Consider the following 23,313-nt stretch of genomic DNA (forward strand, 5'->3'; position numbering starts at 1 on the left):
TCGGTCCTCATTCCTCCGGCGTCAGGGCGCCCGTTGCGAGACCGTCACGGGCGACCTCGGCGAGCTGCCGACTCAGCTCGTCGACCTTGCGCATTCCCTCCTCGAACGCGGACAGGGCCCGGAAGGCAGAGCCGTACCGACGCTGCTCGTCGATGCCCATACGGGGGATGCGTGAGCCCCTGCCGTCAAAGCGGTAGGTCCCGCTCGCGCTCGTGGATCTGCGGACGTTGGCGGAGCTGCGCAGGAAGCCCTGCAGATAGTCCGTGTCGAGCTGCTCGCTCGCCGAGACCGGCTCCGGACCGTCGTACGCCACGAGCCCGGCGCGGGCGAGATCCGCGACGCTGGTGGTGGCTCCGTCCAGTGACCCCGGCCCGCCGCCCGTCGCCAGCTCGGGCAGAAGGGCGGCGAGTCGACGGATCTGGTCCTCCAGTTCCTTGCGCAAAGCAGCGTACTCACCGGGGTAGTCGCGATGCCGGGAACGAAGATGGCTCCCGGGTGTCAGGTCGACGGTGTCGTCGAGGAGTTCGATCAGCGGTACGTCGGCAACCTGGTCGGGGCGTGGTTCCAGGTCCCCGTCGGGGCTGTTGTCCGTCAGGTCGACCATGCGCACCGTGTGCTGCGTGTCCGCCCCTCCCGGACTCTCGGGACGCTGCAGACACCACAGATGGACAGGCAGGGCGTGCGAGGTCGCCGTACCTGGCGGCAGGGCGACCACTTGGCGCACGATGCCCCGGCGCACGAGTTCCGATCGGATGCGGCGACCTGCCTTGCGGTAGGCGACCGAAGCCGGCATGACCATGAGGACCTGGCCGCCGGCCACGGTGTGGGCGTAAGCGTGCTGAAGCCACGCGAGCTCACCTTCGGCCTTGGACGGGGTGCCGAGGTCCCAGCGGGCGTCGAGCAGCAGTTCCTCCCGCCCCCACTCGGTCACGCCGGCCGGAGGGTCGCAGACGACCAGATCCGCCTTGAGGTCCTGCCATTCATCCGCGCGCAGGGAATCGCCGGCCACGATGCGCACGCCCGATCGGCCCAGCAGGTCGGCGCGGAGCTGCGCGAAGCGGGCACTGTCGGTATCCAGCTCCTGGCCGCGGCAGAGAATCCCGGCCTCGGAAGCGACGGACAGGAGCAGCACCCCGATTCCACAGGCCGGATCGAAGACCGTGGCATCGGACGGCAGCTCGGGAGCGAAGTGGCACACGGCACGCACCACACGCTCGGAAGTCACCTGGTCGGACCCCGCGCGCCGAGCGGAGTCCATGAACCGTTCGGTCAGTCCGTTCACAAGGTCGACGGGCGATCCGGTTCGGGCGAGCTCGCGTACCCGGGCGGCGACGTCGTCCGGCAGCTCCGGTCCGGTTCGGTCGGCCAGCGCCGCGGCGACCTGCGCCAGGCCCGCGACCATCTGCTCCCCGTAGGCGGCCCTCATGGCCTGCCACAACTCGACCTCGGGTGACACCTCCTGGCCCTTGCGTTGCCGGTCCAGCCATTCCTGGACCTCCGCGAGTGCGTAGAGCGGACTGTTCGCGCCACCTCCCGCCGGCGCGGGGAAGTCGTCGTAGCGCCGACGCCAGTTGGAGACAGCGGCCCGAGTGACTCCGGCCAGCCGGGCGATCTCGGCGCCGGTGACCAGTGGGCCGACCGATGGAGCGGCATTGTCCGTCATAGCCTCAGCGTACACGGACCGGCACCTTCTTTCCAGAGTCGACTACGTTGACAATGTACACATGCCGATGCCACTCTCATCCGTGTACTTGATTCGCCCCTGAACCCGCACGCCGCAGAGCGTGTCCCGGTCACAGTTGTCCACGGAGGCACCCCTTGGCATCGAACACCGCAGTACGCACCGTTTACCGACTGTCCGGCGTCACCCCCACCACGGAAGCCATGCTGTACGCCCTCGACCTCGAACTTCTGGACAGACTCGGTGCCGATCCGCATTTACCGGAGGCGCTCGGGGTCCCGGCCGTGTACATCACCTGCGGAATGGAGCACACCGAGGCCCCTTGGTGCGAACCCATGTCGCGCAGCACCGGCATCACGGTCAGCGAGAGTGTCCGGCGCACCGCCGCCGTGCTTCTGCTCGCCGTCGACGACACGGTGTACGCCATCGGCTGTGACCAGGGGTACCGGCTGATCCCCGACCACCTCAAGGACAGGCGCTTCGGCCTCTCGTTCGCCATCCGGCAGATGGACCCGAGCCTGATCCGCGGAGCCGTGTCGAGGTCTCTCGGGCAGGCACGCACCGACATCTCCTTGGTTCCGGGCGGCGCCCCGGTCCCGCTGCTGGGCATCCGTGACCACTCGCGCATCGTGCGCAGCCTGGGCGGATACCTCGACGACCTGCCGCTCACCCGGTCGCGCTACTCGCGCGGAAAGGCCGTGAGTGCCCAGGGCGGGTGCGGACTGCGGATCGCCCTCGGAGTCGAGCCCGAGGCCCTGCTCTCCGACCTGCGGACCATCACCAGAATCTGCCGCGAGGACATCCCGAACCAGGAACTGGAGTTCGTCGACCACATCGTCCCGGTCAGCGCTCCGACGACCCTCGACGCGCTCGACGAGGCCCTGGACGACCGTCTCGGCCGACCCGCCGACGGAAGCATCTCCGTCTGTGTCCCCTCCGAACATCACATGGCTTACGCGGAGGCCACCACGTACATGACGCAGATCAACAGCAGCAACGGTGCCCTGCGCTCCGACGACTTCGACCTCGGGTACGTACTCACCCGGGCCCGCCTCGCACAGCCTGGGCAACGCCTCAAGGCGCTGCGCGAGGGAACCGTGACCCTTGCCAGGGACCGCCGAGTGAGGGCCGCCGACACTCTCGCCGTCACCAGCGCGCTGACGTGGCTGGAGACCGGCGTCTCGCTCGGCCCCAGACGGTTCTTCCTGATGGACGGCGAGTGGTACGAGGCAGGGGCCGCCTATGTCGAAGAGTGCCAGGCCGCCGTACGGGCGCTGTTCTCACCTTCACCCTCCGTCTCCCTTCCCTCCTGGGCGGACGGTGAGTCGGAGAACACCTACAACAACAGGGTGGCTGCCGACCGGCCCGACTGGCTCTGCCTCGACACCAAGAACGTCGCCAATCCTCTCCGGCCCAGGGACCAGGTCGAGATCTGCGATCTGCTCACGCCTGACGGCACCCTGATCCTCGTCAAGCGCGCAGGCGGTTCCGGTCCGCTGAGTCACCTGTTCAGCCAGGCCAGGGTGGCGGTGGAACTGCTCCAGGAGTCCGCCCAGGTCCGCGCGGACTTCACCGCGAAGGTGGCCGGGCTGAGTGGCGGCGCACGCCTGCTTCCGAATGACTACACGCCCAAGCGGATCGTCCTTGCGATGCTCCTCAAGAAGCGCGAGAACCTGACCCCGGATTCCGTCTTCGGGTTCTCCCAGATCACCATCGCCCAGACCTCGAAGGCCCTGGCAGCACGCGGAGTGACTGTCGAGGTCGTCGGCATCCCGCAAGTCGATACTGACCCACTTTCTCCACCTTTGCACGACGCGGGAATGCGTACGGCAGTCCCTGGCTGAGTCCTACAAACCACCCCTCCGCACGCCAGAGCGACCGTTCACATCATGTGCGGGTGTCGCCCCACCCCGGCCGGACGGGGCGGGGCGGCGCGTCGGCTCTCCTGAGCCGTCGCCGGTCGGCTCAGTCCTCGTCGGTGCCGCGCAGGTGGTGTTCCCGAGCGAGCAGGAGGTAGCTGCTCGCGGTCCAGGTGTAGGCGCGGTCGCGCAGGCCGGTGCCGGTGAGGGCGTCGAAGTTCTCGGCGAACCCGTGGGTCTCGCACAGGGCGCGGAAGCGGGCGCTGACGTCGTCCGCGAGGCGTTCGTGGCCGGCGCGGCGCAGGCCGTCCTCGACGAGGACGGTGGCAGGGGCCCAGATCGGGCCGCGCCAGTACCCGTCGGCGAGGTAGTGCGGTGAGGTGGGCAGTTCGGTGGCGAGACCGTACGGGGTCAGGTGGGCCTTGATGTGGTCGGCGAGCGCGCCGGCGACCTCGGCGGGTAGATGCTCGCCCAGCGCGATGGGCATCAGGTCGAGGAGGCCGGCGCTGCTCCAGGTGTCCCCGGTGACGGCCGAGCGGGCGACGAACCTGTCCCCGTTCCACAGCTGGTCCAACAGCGCGGCCTGGATCTCCGCGGCCGTGCGCCTCCACCGTGCGGCCTCGTTTTCCATTCCCAACTCCTTTGCCAGAAAGGTGAGTTCATGGAGCTGGAGGACGAGGAAGGCCGCGAGATCGGCGGTGACGACGACCCGCTCGGGGTCGAAGGTGGTGGCGTTGTCCCAGCCGCTGTCGTTGCCGTGCTGGTAGTGGGGCAGATCGGCACCGGGGACGCGCCGGGCGGTGAGCCAGAAGCCGGTCCAGCGCTCCAGGCGCTCGTACGTCAGGGTCAGTTCGGTGCGGTCCGGAGGTGTCGGCAGGGTGCGGCGCAGCCGGCCGAAGGCCCAGCCGTGGATGGGTGGCTTGACAAAGTTGTGGAGGACCTCGGAGTGGGTGACCGAGTCCGGCAGGGCGCCGCTCTCGTCCTGGTGGTCGAAAGGCAGGTGGAATTGGTCCCGGGCCAGCTCGGGCCGACCGGGCGCGAGGGCAAGGGCGTTGAAGCAGTGGTCCCAGCTCCAGACCTTGTCCATCCAGTGCTTGGACATCAGCACGCCCGGCCGGGTGACCAGGCCCTTCGCCGCCACGGTCGCCGACCAGACGACGTAGGCGGCGAGTTCCGCGGCCGGGGTGTCATCCGAACGCCAGGGAGCCACGGCGTCGACGAAGTCCGCGAAGGCGGTGCGCGCGGCGGCCACGACGGCGTCGAAGGGCGCCGAGGACACGTACGGGGGGCGGGCGGTGTCGAACTCCTCGATCGCGATCTCCCAGTCGCCGTCCCCCCGCGCGGACACGGTGACACCTCGGTCGGCGCCGCCCAGGGCCTGTGCCCCGACCGTGTCGGCGAGGACGCCGGACAGCAGGGTGACGCGGTAGCGGCGGCCGGTCTCGTACGAGGTGAAGACGTGCGCGTTCGCCGCCGGGTCGTGGAAGAAGTACGTGCCGCTGAACGGGGTCAGGGTCCGCGCGGCGGCGAGGACGGCGAAGTCCGGGCCGCTGCCCCGCAGGCGTACGGTGTCCGGTGTCTCGTAGGCGAGTTCGACCCGTCCCTTCCCGTCGGTCCAGGTGAGCAGGCCCGGTACCGCCTCGACGCGGGTCTCGGCCCGCTCGCCCGTCGCCGGGTCCACGGGGACCAGGCGCAGGACGCCGTGCATGCCGTTCTGGTGCGAGACGAGGTGGAGGTCCTCGGCGTAGGTCTTCTCCGCCACCACGGGGGAGATGTCGAACCAGGATCCGTACGCGCTGAACGGGATGTCGTGGACGGAGAAGGCCGGGCCGGATCGGGCGGCGGTCATGTGGCGTGACTCGTTTCTGGAGCAGGGGGTGCCGACCGGCCGGCGCGGGAGGGCGCCGGTCGTCATGGCGGGTCGGGGGGCTCAGTCCTTGACGGTGGCTCAGTCCTTGACGGCGCCGGTGGTGACACCGGCCGCCACATAGCGCTGGGCGAGGACGAGGATGACCGCGGCGGGCAGTGACGCCACGACGGCGGTGGCCATGATGGCGTTCCACTCCTGGTTGTTGTTGCCGATGTAGTGGTAGATGCCGAGGGTGATCGGTTCGTGGGCGCCGCCGTTGACCAGGGTGTTGGCGAAGACGAAGTCCGACCAGGACCACAGGAACGCGAACAGCGAGACCGTGACGACGGCGTTGCGGCTCATCGGCAGGACGATCGACCAGAAGGTGCGCAGTGCCCGTGCTCCGTCCATCTGCGCGGCCTGGAGCAGTTCGCCGGGGATGCCGGACATGAACGCGGTGAAGATGAGCACCGCGAAGGGGACGGCCAGGGTGGAGTCGGCGACGATCAGGCCGGGGACGGACTGGAGCAGGCCGAGCTGGAGGTAGATGGCGTAGAAGCCCATCGCCATGATGATGCCGGGGATCATCTGGGCGGCCAGCAGGACGAAGCTCAGCAGACCGCCGCCGCGTGGGCGCAGCTTGGCCAGGGCGTAGCCGGCGGGCGCGGCCAGGGCCACGGTCAGTACGACGGTGCCGAGGGCGACGACAAGGCTGGTGCCGAGGTAGGGCAGTTGCTCGTCGAGCACGGTGCGGTAGCCGGCCAGGGTGCCGTGGGTCGGGAACAGGTCGGGTGGGCTCTTGCGCATGTCCTGGTCGCGGGTGAAGGACACGTTGACCATCCAGTAGACCGGGAACAGCATGACCCCGGTCAGCAGCAGGCCGACGGCCGTCTTCCACCAGGAGCGTGCGGCGCTTCGGTTCATGACAGTGCCTGCTTCCGCTGGACCCGGACGTACACCAGGCCGAACACCAGGGCGGCGACCACGAGCAGGTTGCCGACGGCCGCGCCGGGGCCGAAGGCGGGCAGAAGGTTGCCGAAGCCGAGTTGGTAGGACCAGGTGGCGAAGGTGGTGGACGAGTCCGCCGGGCCGCCCTTGGTCATGATCCAGATGATGTCGAAGACCTTGAGGGTGTAGACGAGGCCCAGCAGCAGGGTGATCGCGGAGACCGGGCGCAGCAGGGGGAAGGTGATGCGCCAGAAGCGCTGCCAGGCGTTCGCCCCGTCAAGGGCCGCGGCCTCGTACAGCGATCCGGGGACGGACTGCAGACCGCTGTAGAGCACCACCAGGTTGAACGGGACGCCGATCCAGATGTTCGCGATGATCACCGAGGGCAGTGACCAGTCCGGTGAGGTCAGCCAGTTCACCGGGCCGATACCGACGGCGTGCAGGGCGGTGTTGACGATGCCGGAGTCGCTGTTGAGCATCCACGACCAGGTGGAGGCCGACACGATCAGCGGCAGCAGCCAGGGCACCAGGAACAGGGCCCGCAGGGTGGTGGAGAGCCGGAAGTGCTGGTTGAAGAAGACCGCGAGGGCCAGGCCGATGGCGTACTGGAGGACCAGGCACACGGTGGTGAAGACGACGGTGTGCAGCAGGGCGGACGCGAAGGTCGGGTCGTCGAAGACCTTCTGGTAGTTCGCCAGGCCGGTGAAGGGCGCGTCGCCCTCGACGAAGGAGCGGACGGTGTAGTCGCGCAGGCTCAGGTCGAGGTTGCGGTAGAGGGGATAGGCGTAGAAGAGGGCGAGGTAGAGGGTGACCGGGGCGAGGAAGGCCCAGGCGGCCCACTGCGAGGAGGTCGGACGGCGCCTCTCTCGCGCGCGGGCCCGTGGCGGGGCGGCGGTGGCCGCCCCGCTCAGGTCGTGCGCGGACCGGCGGTCCGAGAGCTGTTTCGTGTCGTTCATCGTCGGCCCGCGAATCCTTGGTTACTTGACGGCCGACTGGGCCTTGGCCAGCGCGTCCTTCGGCGACTCGGCGCCGCTGAGGGCGGACTGGACGGCCTTCCACATCTGCTCGGAGATCTTGGGGTACTTGGTGCCCAGGTCGTCACTGGTACGGCCCTTGGCCGCCTTGACCGCCTCGACCCACGGCTTCAGGTCGGCGTTCGCCGCGACCTGCTTGTCCTGGACTTCGGTGGTGGGAGCGACGTAGGACAGGGTGGTGTCGGTGTCGTAGAGGTTGTCGGTGCTGGTGAGGCAGGTGACCAGCTTCTGCGAGGTGGCGTAGCGGGCGGCGTCCTTCTGGACCGGGACGGTCACGAACTCGCCACCGGTCGGGGCCGCCGCGTTGCCGCCCGTGGCGGCCGGGACGGGTATCACGCCGTAGTCGAAGCCTGCCTTGTCGGCGCCTGCGAGCTGCCAGGTGCCGTTCTCGCTGAACGCGTAGTCACCGGTGGCGAACTCCTGCCAGCTGGTGGTCTGGGTGTTGTTGATGACCGAGTTGGGGGCGTAGCCCTTGTCGAGCCAGCCCTTCCAGAGGGACAGCGCGGAGGCGGCCTCGGCGGAGTCGAGTGCGGTGAGCTGTGCGCCCGAGCCCCAGAACCAGGGCAGGAACTGGAAGCTGCCCTCCTCCGTGCCGATCGCCGAGAAGGTGATCCCCTTCTTGCCGGCCTTCTTGACCTTCGCCAGCGCCGCCGTCAGCGACTTCCAGTCCTTGACCGAGGCGATGTCGACGCCCGCCTTCTTCAGCACCTCCTTGTTGTAGTAGAGGGCGAGGGTGTTGGCGCCGATCGGCATGCCGTAGGTCTTGCCGCCGGACTGGCCGGCCGCGAGCAGGTTGGGGTCCACCGCCGAGGTGTCGAGCTTGTTGTCGTCGGTCGTGGTGAGCACGCCCGCCTCGGCCAGGGTCGAGACCACCGGGTTGTCGACGATGAGGACGTCCGGGGAGTTGCCCTGCTGTGCCGCCAGCAGGGTCTTGTTGGGCAGGTCGCTGGTGTCGAAGCCGGTCCGCTTGATCTTCACGCCCGCGTCGGTGCCGCACTTGTCCAGCAGCTTCGTCCACGCCGAGCCCTTTGCGAACTGCGGGTACGGGTCCCAGACGGTGTACGTGCCGCTGTCCGCGTCCTTGGCGCCGGTGCTGCCCGAGCCGGAGGAGCAGGCGGTGGCGCTGACGGCCACGGCCAGGGCCGTCAGCGCCGCGGCGGTCAGACGGCGCTGTCTGGAGGTGCTGTGCATGGCGGGTTCCTTAGTTTCTGGCATGGGTGTGCCGTGAGAGGGAGGGATGACGGGGGAACCGGGGTACGCCGAACGGCGGCGGTGGGGCCGGTGGGGCCTTCGGTACGTCAGGAGGTTGACGCCCTGGGCCGGTCAGGAGGTGCAGGCCTTCGGCAGGTCAGGAGGCCGGCGTGGCGGGAAGTCGGGGCCTGCGGCGGGCGGGAGGTCAGGGCCGGTGGCGGGCGGGAGGTCGGGTCGGGTTCAGGTGAGGCCGAGGGCGGGGCCGGTGCTGGCCCGCAGGGAGATCGGCGGTACGAGCAGGTGGTTACGGGGTGACGCCTCGGGGTCGTCCAGCCGCTCGACGAGGAGGTCGACGGCGAGACGGCCCATCTCCTCCGCCGGTACGTCCGCCGCGGTGAGCTGCGGGGTCACCGTCTCCGCCCACCGGCCGGCGACCACCCCGGTGACGGAGAAGTCGCGCGGCACATGGCGGCCGGCCTGGGCGAGCCCCCGGTACAAGCCGCCCAGCGCCGCCTCGTTCAGCGTGACCAGGCCCGTGGTCGCCGGGTCGTCGCGCAGGATCCGCTCCAGGCACGCCTGCCCGGAGCGGGCGTCGTCCCCGCAGGTGTACGACCGCACGGTCAGTCCACGCTCGGCCGCGGCCTTGGTGAACCCGTCCAGCCCGCGGTGCGCGGACTCGTACCCGGCCCGCAGGAGCTGTTCGGGGCGGTTGACGAAGGCGACCCTGCGATGGCCGAGGTCCGCGAGGTGATGGACGCACGCCTCCGCCAGCGCGGTGTGGTCCAGGCCCACCCACCAGCCGCCCTCCGGCCGTGCGGTGCGGCCGATGGCGACGGAGGGGAAGTCCAGGTCGGCCAGGTGATCGACCCGGTCGTCCTCCAGCCTGATCTCCATGAGGATCGCGCCGTCGACCCGCCGCTCCCCCAGCAGCCGCTGGAAGGAACGGTCGCTGTCGACGCCGCTGGGCGACAGCAGCACGTCGTAGTCGTGGGCCGCGGCGGCCTCCACCACGCTGCCGATGAAGTCCAGTTGCATGCCCGTGTAGTGGTTGCCGGCCGGTGGGAAGACCAGGCCGATCGTGCTGGTCCGCCCGTTGGCCAGGGCCCGGGCGCTGGCGTTGGGCCGGTAGCCCAGCTGGTCGATGACCTGCTGGATCTTCCGGCGGGTGTCGTCCGACACGGGGCGTTTGCCGCTCAGCGCGTAGGACACGGTGCTCCGCGAGACACCGGCTCGCCGGGCGATCTCACCGATGTTCACGGAGGGCTCCTTGCTCGAACCGGTTCGGCGCTCCACGGTAGCGGAGCTCGCGAACCGCGTGGATGGGTGGGCCGAGGAGGGCGCGCTCCCCGGTTGTCGAACCGGTTCGCGTGAAGTGAAGGTAGGAACAGGCCGGGCGGCTGTCAACACCTCGCACGGCACTTCGCATCACAGCGCGGCAATCCGGACGTCCCCTGCGCCGCCGCAGCCTTGCCCGTGTCGAAGGTATTGCTGCGCGATTTCTCCGGTGCTAACTTCCTGCGAACCGGTTCGACGAAGTGATCCTCCGGCGGCCGGGGCCCCGCTCCGCACAACTCCTGGTGTGCGGAGCGCCGTCACGGCCAGTCGGGCCGGCAGCCCCGCCGCGGAGCGTGGCCGATCGAACCGATTCCGCATCGCCCGCCCCTCGAACCCGCCTCACCGCCCCGGCGCGCGCACGAACAGCCGGGCCGGGCCGAGGCGGGCCGACCGGACCCCGTCACTCAAAGGATCGAGGAAGCACTCCATGTCATCCGCTGACAGATCTGCCCGGCGCCGGGCCCCGGCCGCCGTGGCACTGGCCCTCGGCGCGGGCGTGCTGGTAGCGCCGGCCGTCCCCGCCCAGGCGGCCGACGCGCCCGAGCCCACGGCCCGCTACACCTTCGACGAGGACGACCTCACGTCCGGGAGGATCACGGATGTCTCCGGCAACGGTCTGACGGCGAGCCTGGTCAACGGCTCCACCGCGCGGTCCGTCGAGGGCACGGGCGGCGGCAAGGCGCTCGCCCTGCCCGGCGGAGCGCCCACCTCCGACGGCGCGTACGTGCGCCTGCCCCGGGGCGTGGTCGGCGACGCGACCGACCTGACGGTGTCGGCACGCCTGAAATGGGGCGGCGACAACTCGTCCTGGCAGCGGATCTTCGACCTGGGCACCGACACCACGAAGTACCTCTTCACCACCCCCTCCAACAACGGCGGCGTGCTGCGCACCGCCGTGACCACCGGCGGCGGGGGCGCGGAGTCCCAGGTCTCCGGGTACGCGGCGCTCCCCGCCGATGCCTGGCGGACGGTCACGGTCACCCTCGACACCGCCGCCGGACGGGTCACCACCTACCTCGACGGTGTGGCCGTCTCCTCCGCGAAGACCGGTATCAAGGCCAAGGAGCTGCTGGACGCCTCGGCCACCGCGGCCGGTTACATCGGCAAGTCCTTCTGGCCGGACCCGCTGCTCAAGGGCGTGATCGACGACTTCACGGTGTGGCACTCGGCGCTGAGCGCCGAGCAGGTGGCGCAGGTGGTCGGCGACGTCCCCGCACTCCGGGCCCTGTCACGGACGTCCTTCGAGGTGCGCACCACCACCGGCACCGCTCCGTCCCTGCCCGCGTCGGTCCGCTCCTCCTACTCCGACGACTACGACCGTGACACACCGATCGTCTGGGACGCCGTGCCCGAGGAGAAGTACGCCCGGCCCGGTACGTTCACGGTGGCCGGACTCGCGGCCGGACGGGAGGTGAGGGCGACCGTGGCCGTGGTGCGGGAGGGTCAGCTCACCGTCGACCTCGCCTCGGACACCGGCGCGTTCCACGGCGGCGCCTCCGGCACCCTCTACGGCGTGTACGGGCCGGACGTGCCCACCAACAACCTCATCGAGGGCATGGGGCTGCGCACGGTCTCCACCAAGGCGCAGGACGGCCCGCAGCACCCGGGCGCCGACGCGCTGGAGGTGGTGAAGCCGCTGGCGGACTCCACCGACGGCGATGTGTACATCTACATGACCGACATCCACCGCGGCTTCCCGTACCAGTGGCCGGGCGACACCCCCGCCGAGAAGGTCGGCCTCTACGAGGAGAAGATCGCCCACCAGGTCGACCAGGTTCTCCGACTGCCCGAGGAGTACCAGGACAACATCGTCTTCGTGCCGTTCAACGAGCCCGAAGGCAACATGTTCGGCACCGGCGAGTGGAGCTACGACAAGGTCAGCTGGCTCGACGACCCCGACGCCTTCTTCGCCGCCTGGGACTCCGCGTACAGGCTGATCAAGAAGAAGATGCCGGACGCCCGGATCGCGGGCCCCAACACCAGCGTCCTGTACGACCAGGTGAAGGGCTTCATGGCGCACGCCCTGGCCGAAGGCACCCTCCCCGAGGTCGTCACCTGGCACGAGCTGAGCCACCCGGAGGCGGTGCGCGACAGCGTCGCCAAGTACCGGGGATGGGAGAAGGACCTGTTCGAGGGCACCTCGCGCGAGGGCACCGAACTGCCCATCAACATCAACGAGTACGCCTTCAACTACCACACCTCGGTCCCCGGCCAGATGATCCAGTGGGTGTCCGCGATCGAGGAGTCCAAGGTGGACGCCGACATCGCGTACTGGAACATCGACGGCAACCTCTCCGACTCCGCCGTGCAGTCGGGCCGCGGCAACGGCCAGTGGTGGCTGCTCAACGCGTACGCCTCGATGAGCGGGCACACGGTGAAGGTGGACCCGCCGTTCCCCGGCGAGAACTACACCATGCAGGGCGTCGGCACGCTCGACGAGAGGAAGAAGCAGGCCCGGCTGATCTTCGGCGGTTCCACCGGCAAGGGACACATCACCTTCGCCGGCGTCCCGAAGAAGATCTTCGGCAGCGCTGTCCACGCCTGGGTCCGCGAGATCGAGTGGAGCGGGCAGCTCGGCGACAGCTCCGGCCCGAAGCTGCTCACGGAGACGGACCTGGAGGTCGCCGACGACGGCACGGTCTCCGTCGACTTCGGCGACGGCACCCTGCCGTCCCTGAAGGAGTCCTCGGCGTACGAGATCGTGCTCAGCCCCGTCGGGAAGGCCAGGGCCACCCAGGACGCGCCCGTGCGCTGGCAGCACTCGTACGAGGCGGAGGACGCCGCCCACACCGGGTCCGGCTACTCGAAGAACGGCCCCGAGGGCTCCCCGCGCGACGTGTCGAAGTTCTACACCTCGGGCGGCTACAACGTCGGCGGCCTGCGCACCGGTTCGGACATGACGCTCGACTTCACCGTGGACGTGCCCGAGGACGGCACCTACGACCTGAGCGTCTTCGCCAACTCCCTCAACACCTTCGACAAGGTCAAGGACCAGGGTCCCACCCATGTCTTCCTCCGCGTCGACGGCGGGTCGGACGACGAGCAGGAGCTGCATCTCCCGCTGGGATACAAGTGGGTGGTGTGGGACCACACCGACACCACGGTCCGTCTCACCAAGGGCAAGCACACCCTGACGCTCGCCGCGAGGAGCGCCGACGGCGAGCGCGCCACCAAGGGCGACGCCATCGTCGACCGCCTCGTCCTCACCCTGCCCGACGCCTCCGCCCGCACCCAGGTGTACGAGGGCGAACTCGCCTGGCTGGGCGGCGGGGCACGTCCCGTCTACGACCCGCCGAAGCGGGCGGCCACCGGATCGGGCGCGGCCCGGCTCCCGAAGAAGGGGACCGCCACGTTCTGGGTGTACTCCCCCGCCGACCGCGAGGCCACCCTCCGGGTCGACACCCTGAAGGGGTCGGGCGCCCGGGTCGCCGTCAACGGCCAGGACGTCCTGCGGCTGGACAAGGGCGGCAACAGCGTCGCGGTCTCCCTCTCCGGGGGCGTCAACAAGGTGACGGTGACCGGGAGTTCGTCCACCACTCTCGTCGACCGTCTCACGGTCACCGCCACCGAGGGCGCGCTCCCGACGCGTACGTACGAGGCCAAGGACGCCGAACTCGCCGGCTCGGCCGCTCTCAGCCCCCTCTCCCTGGCCACGGGCGGCACCGCGATCACCGGAATCGGCGGCGACCCCGGCAACGGCAACACCGCCACGTTCACCGTCACCGCGGACCGGGCGGGCACTCACGCGCTGCGCATCCGCTACTCCAACCCCGAGCAGTCGCCGGCCACCCACTACAACCCGGACCCGCTCGCCCGCCACGCCGACCTCGCCGTCAACGGTGGTCAGACGCGGCGGGTCACCTTCCCGCACACCTTCCACCAGAACAACTTCTGGGAGCTGACCGTCCCCGTCCAGCTGAAGAAGGGTCAGAACACGCTCACCTTCCGCTCCGAGGAACTCCCCAATTTCGACGGCACCACCTACGCCTCGGACACCTTCCCCGGTGTGCTGCTCCGCTCCCGCTACGCCCCGCTGATCGACCGGATCACGGTCGCGCCGTACGCGAAGGAGGTGCGATGAGCCGAGCGGCGCCGGCGGTGAGATGACCCGCACGAGGACCGGGTAGTGGAGCGTCGCCTCCCACCCGCCGCCCGGCACAGTGCGCGCACCCCGTCAGCGATGCCGCGAGCAGGCGCCCGGGTCCGTCGGAGCGACGGACCCGGGCGCTTCGCCACCCTGGTCGGCATGAAGGCTGGCGGAGGCGCCGACCGCGGCCGGAGGAGAGGAGGGGTTCAGCGGCCGGGGTGCAGGCCGGGCCAGCCGGGCGTCGGGTCGCCCTTGACCTCGCCGAAGTAGAGGGCGAACGTCTGCTTCCACCGCTCGACAGCTGCGCGGTCCTCCATGAAGCGGGGGAAACCGTCCACGTTGGCCTCGGGGTACTCCCAGATCGGCTTCAGACCGGCGGGCGGGGCGACGTCCGTGCGTACCGACCAACCGCCCGAGCTCTGACGCTCGGTCGAGATCTGCCAGCTCAGGAAGAGCTTGGCCGCGGTCGGGTTGGCGGCCTGCTTGAGGATCGCGATGCGCTGGCCCCACGCCATGAACGGATGCCCCTCGGACAACCCCATGCGGATCGGGCCGGTGCTGGTCGGGCTGCTACCCGTACCGACCCCCACGACCGCCCGCTTGTTGTTGATCGCGGTGCTGGGCGAGAACGAGCCCCGGGCGAACTGCGGCTGCTGGGCGGCGAGTGCGGCCACCCAGTCCCAGCCGTAGGTCTGCGCGTAGAGGGCGTAGAGGTAGAGCACCGCGTCGTCGTCGTGCGGGTAGGACGAGGCGATCGCGTTCTTCCAGCGCGGGTCGACCAGATCCAGCGGGGTCCTCGGCGCGTTCGCTCCGGCCGCCACCACGTCGTAGACGTAGCTGAAGGCGATGACCGCGCCGGCGACCCAGGCGCCGTCGGGGTCCCGGAACTTCTTGTACAGCTTGCCGAACCCGGCGGGCTTGTAGCGCAGCAGTCGTCCCTCGCGCTTCCAGCGGGTGAAGTCGTGCAGGGTCTGCAGCTGTACGACGTCGGGGACCAGGGTGTCGGTGGCGAACTGGTTGTCCACGCGGACGTCGTGGTACTTGCTGTAGTCGACGATCAGCTGGAGGTCGATCTCGGGGAACCGCTGGCGGAAGGCGGCCCGGGCGTTGGCGCCGCTGCCCGAGTCGGCGAGGTCGCCGCCCGCGTAGACGACGAGCTTGCCGCCTTCTGCGATCGCGTCCCGGTACAGCTCGTCGAGGGTCCTGGTGTCCTCGGCCACGGAGCCGCGCGTCGATTCGGCGGGGGCGGCCGAGGCCGACGACGCGGTGGCGCCGAGCGCGCCGAGACCGAGCGCGGTGCCCGCTCCGGTCACCAGGAGACGTCGTCGGCTGGGAAGGCTGGTCACGGGGGGTGCCCTTTCTCTGTGGGGGTGGGGGCTCGATGAACGCGGGGCCCGAGGGGCACGGGGCTGCCTGAGCGGCCGGTACATCTGACGAAACAGTATCTGCTTCGTCAGATAAATCTGTCGACGAAAGCCATGCGACAGCCACGCGATAACCACATGACAGCCGAGTGACAGGTGGTTCTCATGTGCGCGCCTGGCGATTCCGGCGAAGGGGACGCACGGCCACCGCCCAGCGGAACGGGCGCGCCCGGGGCGCCGTCTCGGTGGAACTCAGGGGTCCGGTCCGCCAGTCGGGGAGGCGGGCGCCGATGACCGCGGTCTGGAGCGTGCAGCGGTCGACGGGGTCGGTCGGGTCGACGCCGGTGAGGGTGCGGCCGCGGGTCGGCCGGCAGGTGCGGGCGCGCACGCCCAGGGAGAGCCGCCGGGCGGTCGAGGCGGCCACGCGACCCGCGTCGAAGCACGCCGTGAGCGTGTCGAGCAGAGGGCGGGCCCCGCCGCGCGCCTGCTCCAGCAGGCACAGTGCGCTGCTCACCAGGTCGACGAGGGCCTCCCGGTCCCGGGCCAGTACGGGAAAGACCAGCAGGTCCAAGGCGCGCGGCAGCGGTTCGTCGAGGCCCATGCGCTGGTCCACGTCCAGGACGTTGAGGGCCTCCTCGTAGCTGTGGCCGATACCGACGGTGCCGGGCCGGGAGCGGCCGATGGCGACCTGGACGCGGCCGATGGCGGCTCAGGAGCGCCTGGCGAGGTGGGTGAGGACGTCGTCCGGCGAACAGGTCGGCCGCCACCTCCCGGAGCACGGGGTCGGTCGCGTCGTACTTTTCCGGGCCCCCGGCCACGGCGACCGCGCAGGCGCGGGACAGGCGCGGGCCGGACCGTTCGGAGTGGGCGGCGAGTTGGCCCTGGTCGCCGCGGCCGTGCAGGAGGTCGTCGGTGAAGTCCCGGCGGGCGGCCTTCCCTTGCGCACCACGAGCCGCCGAGCGTTCAGGCCGCTGCCCGCCGTACGACCTCCGCGACCTCGTAGCCCGCCTCGACGATCGCGGTGCGCACCGCCGCGTCGTCGACCTTCTCCCCGCGCACGGTCACCAGGCCGGCCCGTACGTCGACATCGACCTCGGTGACGCCGGGCACCGCGACGACCTCCTCGGTGACACTCGCGGCGCAGTGGCCACAGCTCATGCCGGACACGGTGAAGTACTTCTCGGCCATGGGGTCGCTCCTGTCCTCGGTCGGCCCGGTGACTGTGCCGTGGGGGCGCACGGGCCGCTCGGCACGAGGTACGGCGCACGCCTCCGCCGTGTTCAGGTGTCGTTCGGCGCCGCTCGACGACGCTACATGTCGCTCGATGTCGCTCGATATCGTTCAGTGGCCGCCAGGAGAGGGCAAGGTCACAGCCGTGCCCCCTGCTGCTCCTTTGTACCTCTGGCCTAGCATCCGAGCATGACGGTCCTGCCTGACGACGGGCTTGAGCTGGCCGCCGAGTTCCCTGACGCAACCCACGAGCAGTGGCAGCGCCTCGTTGCGGGCGTGCTGCGCAAGTCGGGCAAGGACGTCGAGGGCGCTCAGGCCGAGGAAGCCCTGTCCACCGCGCTGGAGGACGGGCTGCGCACCCGTCCTCTCTACACCGCGCACGACACCGCGCCGCCCTCCGGCCACCCCGGCTTCGCGCCCTTCGTACGAGGAGGACGGGCCGCCGGCACCTCCGTCGGCGGCTGGGACGTACGCCAGCGGCACACGGCGGCGGACGGCGAGGCGGTGCTGTCGGATCTGGAGAACGGCGTCACCTCCCTGTGGCTGGTGCTCGGCGGGGGCGGCTTCCCGGTGGAGTCGCTCGGCCGGGTCCTCGACGGCGTCCACCTCGACCTCGCGCCCGTCGTCCTGGACGCGGGTGCCGAAGTGGAAGGCGCCGCAAGGGAGTTGCTGCGGCTGTACACCGAGCGGGGTGTCACCGGGGCGGCGGCGCGCGGCAACCTGGGCGCGGATCCCCTCGGCCACGAGGCCCGCACCGGACAGACCTACGACGTCGCACCCGTGGTCGACCTCGCCCGCCGGTGCGCCGAGGAGTACCCGGGGCTGCGCGCCCTGACCGTGGACGCCCTGCCGTACCACGAGGCCGGTGGCTCGGCGGCGCAGGAGCTGGGCGCCTCGCTCGCGACCGGTGTCGCGTACCTGCGGGAGCTGACCGGGGGCGGGCTGAGCGTCGAACAGGCCTGTGGGCAGCTGGAGTTCCGCTACGCGGCCACTGCCGACCAGTTCCTGACGATCGCCAAGCTGCGCGCCGCGCGCCGCCTCTGGGCCCGGGTGGCCGAGGTGTGCGGGGTGCCCGCCGCCGGGGCGCAGACCCAGCACGCGGTGACCTCGACGGTGATGATGACGCGCCGCGACCCGTGGGTGAACATGCTGCGCACGACCATCGCCACGCTGGCCGCCGGCGCGGGCGGCGCCGACTCCGTCACCGTACTGCCCTTCGACCACAGGCTGGGCCTGCCGGACGCGTTCGCGCGGCGCATCGCCCGCAACACCTCGACGATCCTGATCGAGGAGTCCCACCTCGCCCGGGTGATCGATCCGGCGGGCGGCTCCTGGTACGTGGAACGGCTCACCGACGAACTCGCCCACGCGGGCTGGGAGTTCTTCCAGCGGATCGAGCGACTCGGCGGCCAGGCGGCCGCGTTGCGCTCGGGAGAGCTGGGCGGGGACCTCGCCGCCACCTGGGCGGCGCGCGGCGACAAGCTCGCCAGGCGGCGCGAACCGGTCACCGGTGTCAGCGAGTTCCCGCACCTGGCCGAGAAGCCGGTCGTCCGCGGGCCCGCTCCCGAGCCGCTCTCCGGCGGTCTCCCCCGCGTCACGCGCGACGAGGCGTACGAGGCACTGCGGGCCCGGTCGGACACCCACCTCGCCGCGACGGGCTCCCGCCCCCGGATCTACCTGGCCGCCCTCGGTCCGGCCGCCGCCCACACCGCCCGGCTCACCTTCGCCGCCAACCTCTTCCAGGCGGGCGGCATCGAGCCCGTCACGGAGGGCACGTTCGAGGAGAGCGGCGCCACCGAGGTCTGCCTGTGCTCCAGCGACGCCCTGTACGAGGAGCGCGCCGCGACCGAGGCCGCCGGGCTGAAGGCCACCGGCGCCACGCACGTGTTCCTCGCCGGCCGCCCCGGGCAGTACGCCGATGTCGACGCGTACGTCTTCGCGGGCTGTGACGCCGTGGCCGTCCTGTCCGCCACCCTCGACCGCATGGGAGTGTCCTGATGTCCGCCCCTTCCGGCCCCTCCGTCCCCGACTTCACCGGGATCGAGCTGGGTTCCCCGTCCGTCGACGGCGGCGCCGACGAGTGGCGTACGGCGGTTGAGAAGACGGCCGGCGGTGACGAGCCGCTGTGGGAGACCCCGGAGGGCATCCCGGTCAAGCCGCTCTACACGGGGCGGGACCTGGAGGGCCTGGACTTCCTGGACACCTACCCGGGCATGGCACCGTATCTGCGCGGCCCGTACCCGACGATGTACGTCAACCAGCCCTGGACGATCCGCCAGTACGCGGGCTTCTCCACGGCCGAGGAGTCGAACGCCTTCTACCGCCGCAACCTGGCGGCCGGTCAGAAGGGCCTGTCGGTCGCCTTCGACCTGCCCACCCACCGGGGCTACGACAGCGACCACCCGCGGGTGACCGGTGACGTCGGCATGGCGGGCGTGGCGATCGACTCGATCCTCGACATGCGCCAGCTTTTCGACGGCATCCCGCTCGACCGGATGACCGTGTCGATGACGATGAACGGCGCGGTGCTGCCCGTGCTCGCGCTCTACATCGTGGCGGCCGAGGAGCAGGGCGTACCGCCCGAGAAGCTGGCCGGGACCATCCAGAACGACATCCTCAAGGAGTTCATGGTCCGCAACACCTACATCTATCCGCCGAAGCCGTCGATGCGGATCATCTCCGACATCTTCGCCTTCACCTCGCAGAAGATGCCCCGCTACAACTCCATCTCGATCTCCGGCTACCACATCCAGGAAGCGGGCGCGACGGCCGACCTGGAGCTGGCGTACACGCTTGCGGACGGCGTCGAGTACATCCGGGCGGGCCGGGAGGCCGGCCTGGACGTGGACGCGTTCGCGCCCCGGCTGTCGTTCTTCTGGGCGATCGGCATGAACTTCTTCATGGAGGTCGCCAAGCTGCGCGCGGCCCGTCTGCTGTGGGCCAAGCTGGTCAGGCAGTTCGACCCGAAGAACAGCAAGTCGCTGTCGCTGCGCACCCATTCGCAGACCTCGGGCTGGTCTCTGACCGCGCAGGACGTCTTCAACAACGTCACCCGTACCTGTGTGGAGGCGATGGCGGCCACGCAGGGCCACACCCAGTCGCTGCACACCAACGCGCTGGACGAGGCCCTGGCCCTGCCGACCGACTTCTCCGCGCGCATCGCCCGCAACACCCAGCTCCTCATCCAGCAGGAGTCCGGCACCACCCGCGTGATCGACCCGTGGGGCGGCAGCGCCTACGTGGAGAAGCTGACGTACGACCTCGCCCGCCGGGCCTGGCAGCACATCCAGGAGGTCGAGCAGGCGGGCGGCATGGCCAAGGCCATCGACGCGGGCATCCCCAAGCTGCGCATCGAGGAGGCCGCGGCCCGCACCCAGGCGCGGATCGACTCCGGACGGCAGCCGGTCATCGGCGTCAACAAGTACCGGGTCGACAGCGACGAGCAGATCGACGTCCTCAAGGTCGACAACTCCTCCGTCCGGTCCCAGCAGATCGAGAAGCTGCGGCGGTTGCGCGCGGAGCGCGACGAGACCGCCTGCCAGGACGCGCTGGACGCGCTCACCCGGGCGGCCGGCGGCGAGGGCAACCTGCTGGAGCTGGCCGTGCGCGCGGCCCGCGCCAAGGCCACGGTCGGCGAGATCTCCGACGCCCTGGAGAAGGTGTACGGCAGGCACGCGAGCCAGATCCGTACGATCTCCGGCGTGTACCGCAACGAAGCCGGGGAGTCCCCGAACGTGGAGCGCACCCGGAGTCTCGTGGAGTCCTTCGCCGAGGCCGAGGGCCGCCGACCGCGCATCCTGGTCGCCAAGATGGGCCAGGACGGCCACGACCGGGGCCAGAAGGTGATCGCGACCGCCTTCGCCGACCTCGGCTTCGACGTGGACGTCGGCCCGTTGTTCCAGACCCCGGCCGAGGTGGCCCGTCAGGCTGTCGAGGCGGACGTCCACATCGTCGGGGTGTCGTCGCTGGCCGCGGGGCACCTCACCCTCGTACCGGCGCTCAAGGAGCAGCTGGCCGAGGAGGGGCGGGAGGACATCATGATCGTGGTCGGCGGGGTGATCCCGCCCCAGGACGTGCCCACGCTCCTGTCGATGGGAGCGGCGGCCGTCTTCCCGCCCGGGACGGTGATCCCGGACGCGGCCCACGACCTGGTGAAGCGGTTGTCGGACGACCTCGGGCACGACCTGTGATCGATGTCGACGCCTACGCCGAGGGTGTGCTCGACGGGAAGCGGGCGATCGTCGCCCGCGCCATCACCCTCGTCGAGTCCACCCGGCCCCAGCACCGCGCCCTGGCCCAGGAACTGCTGACCGCGCTGCTGCCGCACAGCGGCCGGGCCCGGCGGATCGGGGTCAGCGGGGTGCCGGGCGTCGGCAAGTCCACGTTCATCGACGCGTTCGGCACGATGCTGACCTCGCTCGGACACCGGGTGGCGGTGCTGGCGGTGGACCCGTCGTCGAGCCGTACGGGCGGCTCGATCCTCGGCGACAAGACCCGGATGGAGCGGCTGGCCGTCGACCCGGCGGCCTTCGTCCGGCCCTCGCCGACGGCCGGGACGCTCGGCGGGGTGGCCAGGGCGACCCGCGAGTCGATGGTGGTGATGGAGGCGGCCGGCTACGACGTGGTGCTGGTGGAGACGGTGGGGGTCGGCCAGTCCGAGACGGCGGTCGCGAACATGGTCGACTCCTTCCTGCTCCTCACGCTCGCCCGCACCGGCGACCAGCTCCAGGGCATCAAGAAGGGCGTCCTGGAACTGGCCGACGTGCTCGCCGTCAACAAGGCGGACGGCCCTCACGAGCGGGACGCCCGCACGGCGGCACGGGAGCTGGCGGGCGCCCTGCGGTTGATGCACGGGAAGGACGCGGTCTGGACGCCGCCGGTGCTGAGCTGCAGCGCCCGCGAGTCGACCGGCCTGGACACCGTCTGGGAGCGCCTGGAGCAGCACCGCACGCTCCTGGACTCCACCGGCCGCCTCACCGCCAAGCGCCGGGACCAGCAGATCGACTGGACCTGGTCGATGGTCCGCGACGAGCTCCTCGGCCGGCTGCGCACCCACCCCGGCGTACGCTCCCTCGCGCCCGGCCTCGAACAGCGGGTCAGGGACGGCGAGTTGACGGCGACGTTGGCCGCCGAACGCATCCTGGAGGCATTCGGGGACCGGCCCCCCGGTTCACCCGGCTGAGCGCCCCGAGTGGTGGCGGAGTGCGATTCGACTGACGGTGGATCACGTCGGGGTCGGGTCAAGTCAGCTGACGAAGCACCAGCTGCCCGGCCGCCGGCGGAAGGACCATCAGATGCGTTCTGCCCGCATGCTGCTCGTCACCGGGGCGGCGGCCGCCGTCCTCGCCGTCACCGCACCCGGCGCGTACGCCGACGGTGACGAGTGGGAGCACAAGGACAATGGCTACAGCAAGGAGCACGGCAAGGACAGCAGCCACGACGGCCCGCGCGGCGGGATTCACACGGGTGGCGGTGCCCTGACCTCGTCGGCAGGCGGCGAGGAGTGGGGCTCCGAGCGCTCCGGCAAGCCCGGGGCCGGTGGCTACGACAAGGAGGAGTCCACCAAGGAGTCCTGGAACGGCGACCAGGCCAAGGACTCGTGGAAGGACGACCACGGCAAGGGTTCCTGGAAGGACGGCGAGGACGCGGGAGCCTGGAAGGGCGACCACGACAAGCCGCGCGGCGGGATGCACACCGGTGGCGGCGCGCTCGCCTCCCCGGCGGCGACCGCGGGCGGGATGGCGGTCCTCGCGGTGGCCGGTACGGGCATGTACGCCCTGCGTCGCAAGAAGACCACCGGAAGCGTGGCCTGAGCCCATGCCGGGCGCGATACCTGGCGCGATAGCGGCCGCGGCCGCCACACCGTGTGTCGTGTGGCGGCCCGGCCGGCGTTCCGGCGTGCGGGCCCGTACCTCCCCGCGCTGCGAGCCCCGTACCTCCCCGCGGCGTGCGAGCCCCGTACCTCCCCGCGGCGTGCGGGCCCCGTACCTCCCTACGGCGTGCGGGCCCGTCCGCCCGTCCTTTCCGTCTGTTTCGTTCTGCTGCCGTACCTGTGAGGTGGTTCCGATGGCAGCCCAGCCTTCTCCCCCCGGCACCCGCGTCAATCTGACCGTGTTGTGCGGCGTGGTCCTGCTGATCCTGGCGGTGAGCCTGTTCGGCGGCGAGGACTCCTCGTCCGACACCTCCCGCCCGCCGGACGCCCGCCACGCCCCGCAGGCCGCGCCCGCCTCCTCCGACGAGGAGGCCGCGCCCGCCGAGCGGCCGGCGGACCGGCGCCGGCGGGCACCCCGGGCCGAACCGGTCCGTCTGCTCATCCCCGAGATCCGGGTGAGCGCCCCCTTCGTCCCCCTCTCCGTCGGCCGCTCGGGGCAGCTCGACGCCCCGCCCGCCGACGACGTGAACCTCGTCGGCTGGCACGCCGAGGGCGCCGTCCCCGGGGAGACGGGCACCGCGATCATCGCCGGGCACGTCGACACGGCGACCTCACCGGCGGTCTTCGCGGAGCTCGGCGAACTGGAGAAGGGGGACGTCTTCCACGTGGTGCGCTCGGACCGGACCAGGGTGTCCTTCGTGGTCGACGCCCTGGAGACGTTCGAGAAGGACGACTTCCCCGACGAGCGGGTGTACGCCGACGCGTCCCGGCCCGAGGTCCGGCTGATCACCTGCGCGGGCGACTACGACCGCAAGGTCATGGACTACACGGAGAACCTGGTGGTCTTCGCGCACCGGACCTGA

Annotated in this window: 16 protein-coding genes; 7 read left to right on the forward strand and 9 right to left on the reverse strand. The window is 70.8% G+C overall.

Annotation, left to right across the window (positions count from 1 at the left end; genetic code table 11):
* Positions 1–7: 7 nt before the first annotated feature.
* Positions 8–1,663 (reverse strand): N-6 DNA methylase, encoded by a 1,656-nt coding sequence (locus tag K1J60_RS11070; protein WP_220646068.1) that lies wholly within the window; start codon positions 1,661–1,663, stop codon positions 8–10.
* Between the two features lie 155 nt (positions 1,664–1,818).
* On the opposite strand from K1J60_RS11070, the gene K1J60_RS11075 reads away from it, so the two are divergent.
* Complete coding sequence (locus tag K1J60_RS11075) at positions 1,819–3,525, forward strand: TIGR04141 family sporadically distributed protein (RefSeq protein ID WP_220646069.1); 1,707 nt, start codon at positions 1,819–1,821, stop codon at positions 3,523–3,525.
* Positions 3,526–3,646: 121 nt separating this feature from the next.
* On the opposite strand, the gene K1J60_RS11080 is transcribed toward K1J60_RS11075, so the two are convergent.
* The 5 genes from K1J60_RS11080 to K1J60_RS11100 form a co-directional block, all read right to left on the reverse strand.
* Entirely contained in the window at positions 3,647–5,389 is a 1,743-nt protein-coding gene (locus K1J60_RS11080; RefSeq protein WP_220646070.1) for an amylo-alpha-1,6-glucosidase, read from the reverse strand.
* 99 nt (positions 5,390–5,488) lie between these two features.
* The gene (locus K1J60_RS11085; RefSeq protein ID WP_220646071.1) at positions 5,489–6,313 is read right to left on the reverse strand and encodes a carbohydrate ABC transporter permease; all 825 of its coding nucleotides are present in this window, start codon (positions 6,311–6,313) and stop codon (positions 5,489–5,491) included.
* Positions 6,310–7,293 carry a carbohydrate ABC transporter permease gene (locus K1J60_RS11090; protein WP_220646072.1) on the reverse strand — a complete coding sequence of 328 codons (984 nt, stop codon included), beginning with the start codon at positions 7,291–7,293 and terminating at the stop codon, positions 6,310–6,312. Before K1J60_RS11090 ends, K1J60_RS11085 begins: the two co-directional genes overlap by 4 nt.
* 21 nt (positions 7,294–7,314) lie before the next feature.
* Positions 7,315–8,562 carry a sugar ABC transporter substrate-binding protein gene (locus tag K1J60_RS11095; RefSeq protein ID WP_220646073.1) on the reverse strand — a complete coding sequence of 416 codons (1,248 nt, stop codon included), beginning with the start codon at positions 8,560–8,562 and terminating at the stop codon, positions 7,315–7,317.
* Between the two features lie 240 nt (positions 8,563–8,802).
* On the reverse strand, positions 8,803–9,819 hold the full coding sequence (locus tag K1J60_RS11100) for a LacI family DNA-binding transcriptional regulator (RefSeq protein ID WP_220646074.1): 1,017 nt from the start codon (positions 9,817–9,819) through the stop codon (positions 8,803–8,805).
* 505 nt (positions 9,820–10,324) lie between these two features.
* Between K1J60_RS11100 and K1J60_RS11105 the strand changes: the two genes are divergently transcribed.
* Positions 10,325–13,978 (forward strand): LamG-like jellyroll fold domain-containing protein, encoded by a 3,654-nt coding sequence (locus tag K1J60_RS11105; protein WP_220646075.1) that lies wholly within the window; start codon positions 10,325–10,327, stop codon positions 13,976–13,978.
* A gap of 212 nt (positions 13,979–14,190) precedes the next feature.
* On the opposite strand, the gene K1J60_RS11110 is transcribed toward K1J60_RS11105, so the two are convergent.
* From K1J60_RS11110 to K1J60_RS11120, 3 genes are all read right to left on the reverse strand, one after another.
* Positions 14,191–15,330 carry an ABC transporter substrate-binding protein gene (locus K1J60_RS11110; RefSeq protein ID WP_220646076.1) on the reverse strand — a complete coding sequence of 380 codons (1,140 nt, stop codon included), beginning with the start codon at positions 15,328–15,330 and terminating at the stop codon, positions 14,191–14,193.
* Positions 15,331–15,511: 181 nt separating this feature from the next.
* On the reverse strand, positions 15,512–15,961 hold the full coding sequence (locus K1J60_RS45745) for a helix-turn-helix domain-containing protein (protein ID WP_259407674.1): 450 nt from the start codon (positions 15,959–15,961) through the stop codon (positions 15,512–15,514).
* A 350-nt stretch (positions 15,962–16,311) separates the two neighbouring features.
* Positions 16,312–16,536: a heavy-metal-associated domain-containing protein gene (locus K1J60_RS11120; protein WP_220646077.1), complete on the reverse strand. Its 225-nt coding sequence runs from the start codon at positions 16,534–16,536 to the stop codon at positions 16,312–16,314.
* 231 nt (positions 16,537–16,767) lie between these two features.
* Here K1J60_RS11120 and K1J60_RS11125 point away from each other — a divergent pair, with 231 nt between their 5' ends.
* The 5 genes from K1J60_RS11125 to K1J60_RS11145 all read left to right on the forward strand — a co-directional run bounded on the left by K1J60_RS11125 (position 16,768) and on the right by K1J60_RS11145 (position 23,313).
* Complete coding sequence (locus tag K1J60_RS11125; RefSeq protein WP_220646078.1) at positions 16,768–18,576, forward strand: methylmalonyl-CoA mutase subunit beta; 1,809 nt, start codon at positions 16,768–16,770, stop codon at positions 18,574–18,576.
* Complete coding sequence (gene scpA / locus K1J60_RS11130; RefSeq protein WP_220646079.1) at positions 18,576–20,768, forward strand: methylmalonyl-CoA mutase; 2,193 nt, start codon at positions 18,576–18,578, stop codon at positions 20,766–20,768. Before K1J60_RS11125 ends, scpA begins: the two co-directional genes overlap by 1 nt.
* Positions 20,765–21,760 carry a methylmalonyl Co-A mutase-associated GTPase MeaB gene (gene meaB, locus K1J60_RS11135; RefSeq protein WP_220646080.1) on the forward strand — a complete coding sequence of 332 codons (996 nt, stop codon included), beginning with the start codon at positions 20,765–20,767 and terminating at the stop codon, positions 21,758–21,760. The genes scpA and meaB overlap by 4 nt, the downstream gene beginning before the upstream one ends.
* A gap of 112 nt (positions 21,761–21,872) precedes the next feature.
* Positions 21,873–22,391, forward strand: a complete 519-nt coding sequence (locus tag K1J60_RS11140) for a hypothetical protein (RefSeq protein WP_220646081.1) — start codon at positions 21,873–21,875, stop codon at positions 22,389–22,391.
* 253 nt (positions 22,392–22,644) lie between these two features.
* Positions 22,645–23,313, forward strand: a complete 669-nt coding sequence (locus tag K1J60_RS11145) for a class F sortase (protein ID WP_220646082.1) — start codon at positions 22,645–22,647, stop codon at positions 23,311–23,313.

The organism is Streptomyces akebiae (assembly GCF_019599145.1).
GTDB lineage: Bacteria > Actinomycetota > Actinomycetes > Streptomycetales > Streptomycetaceae > Streptomyces > Streptomyces akebiae.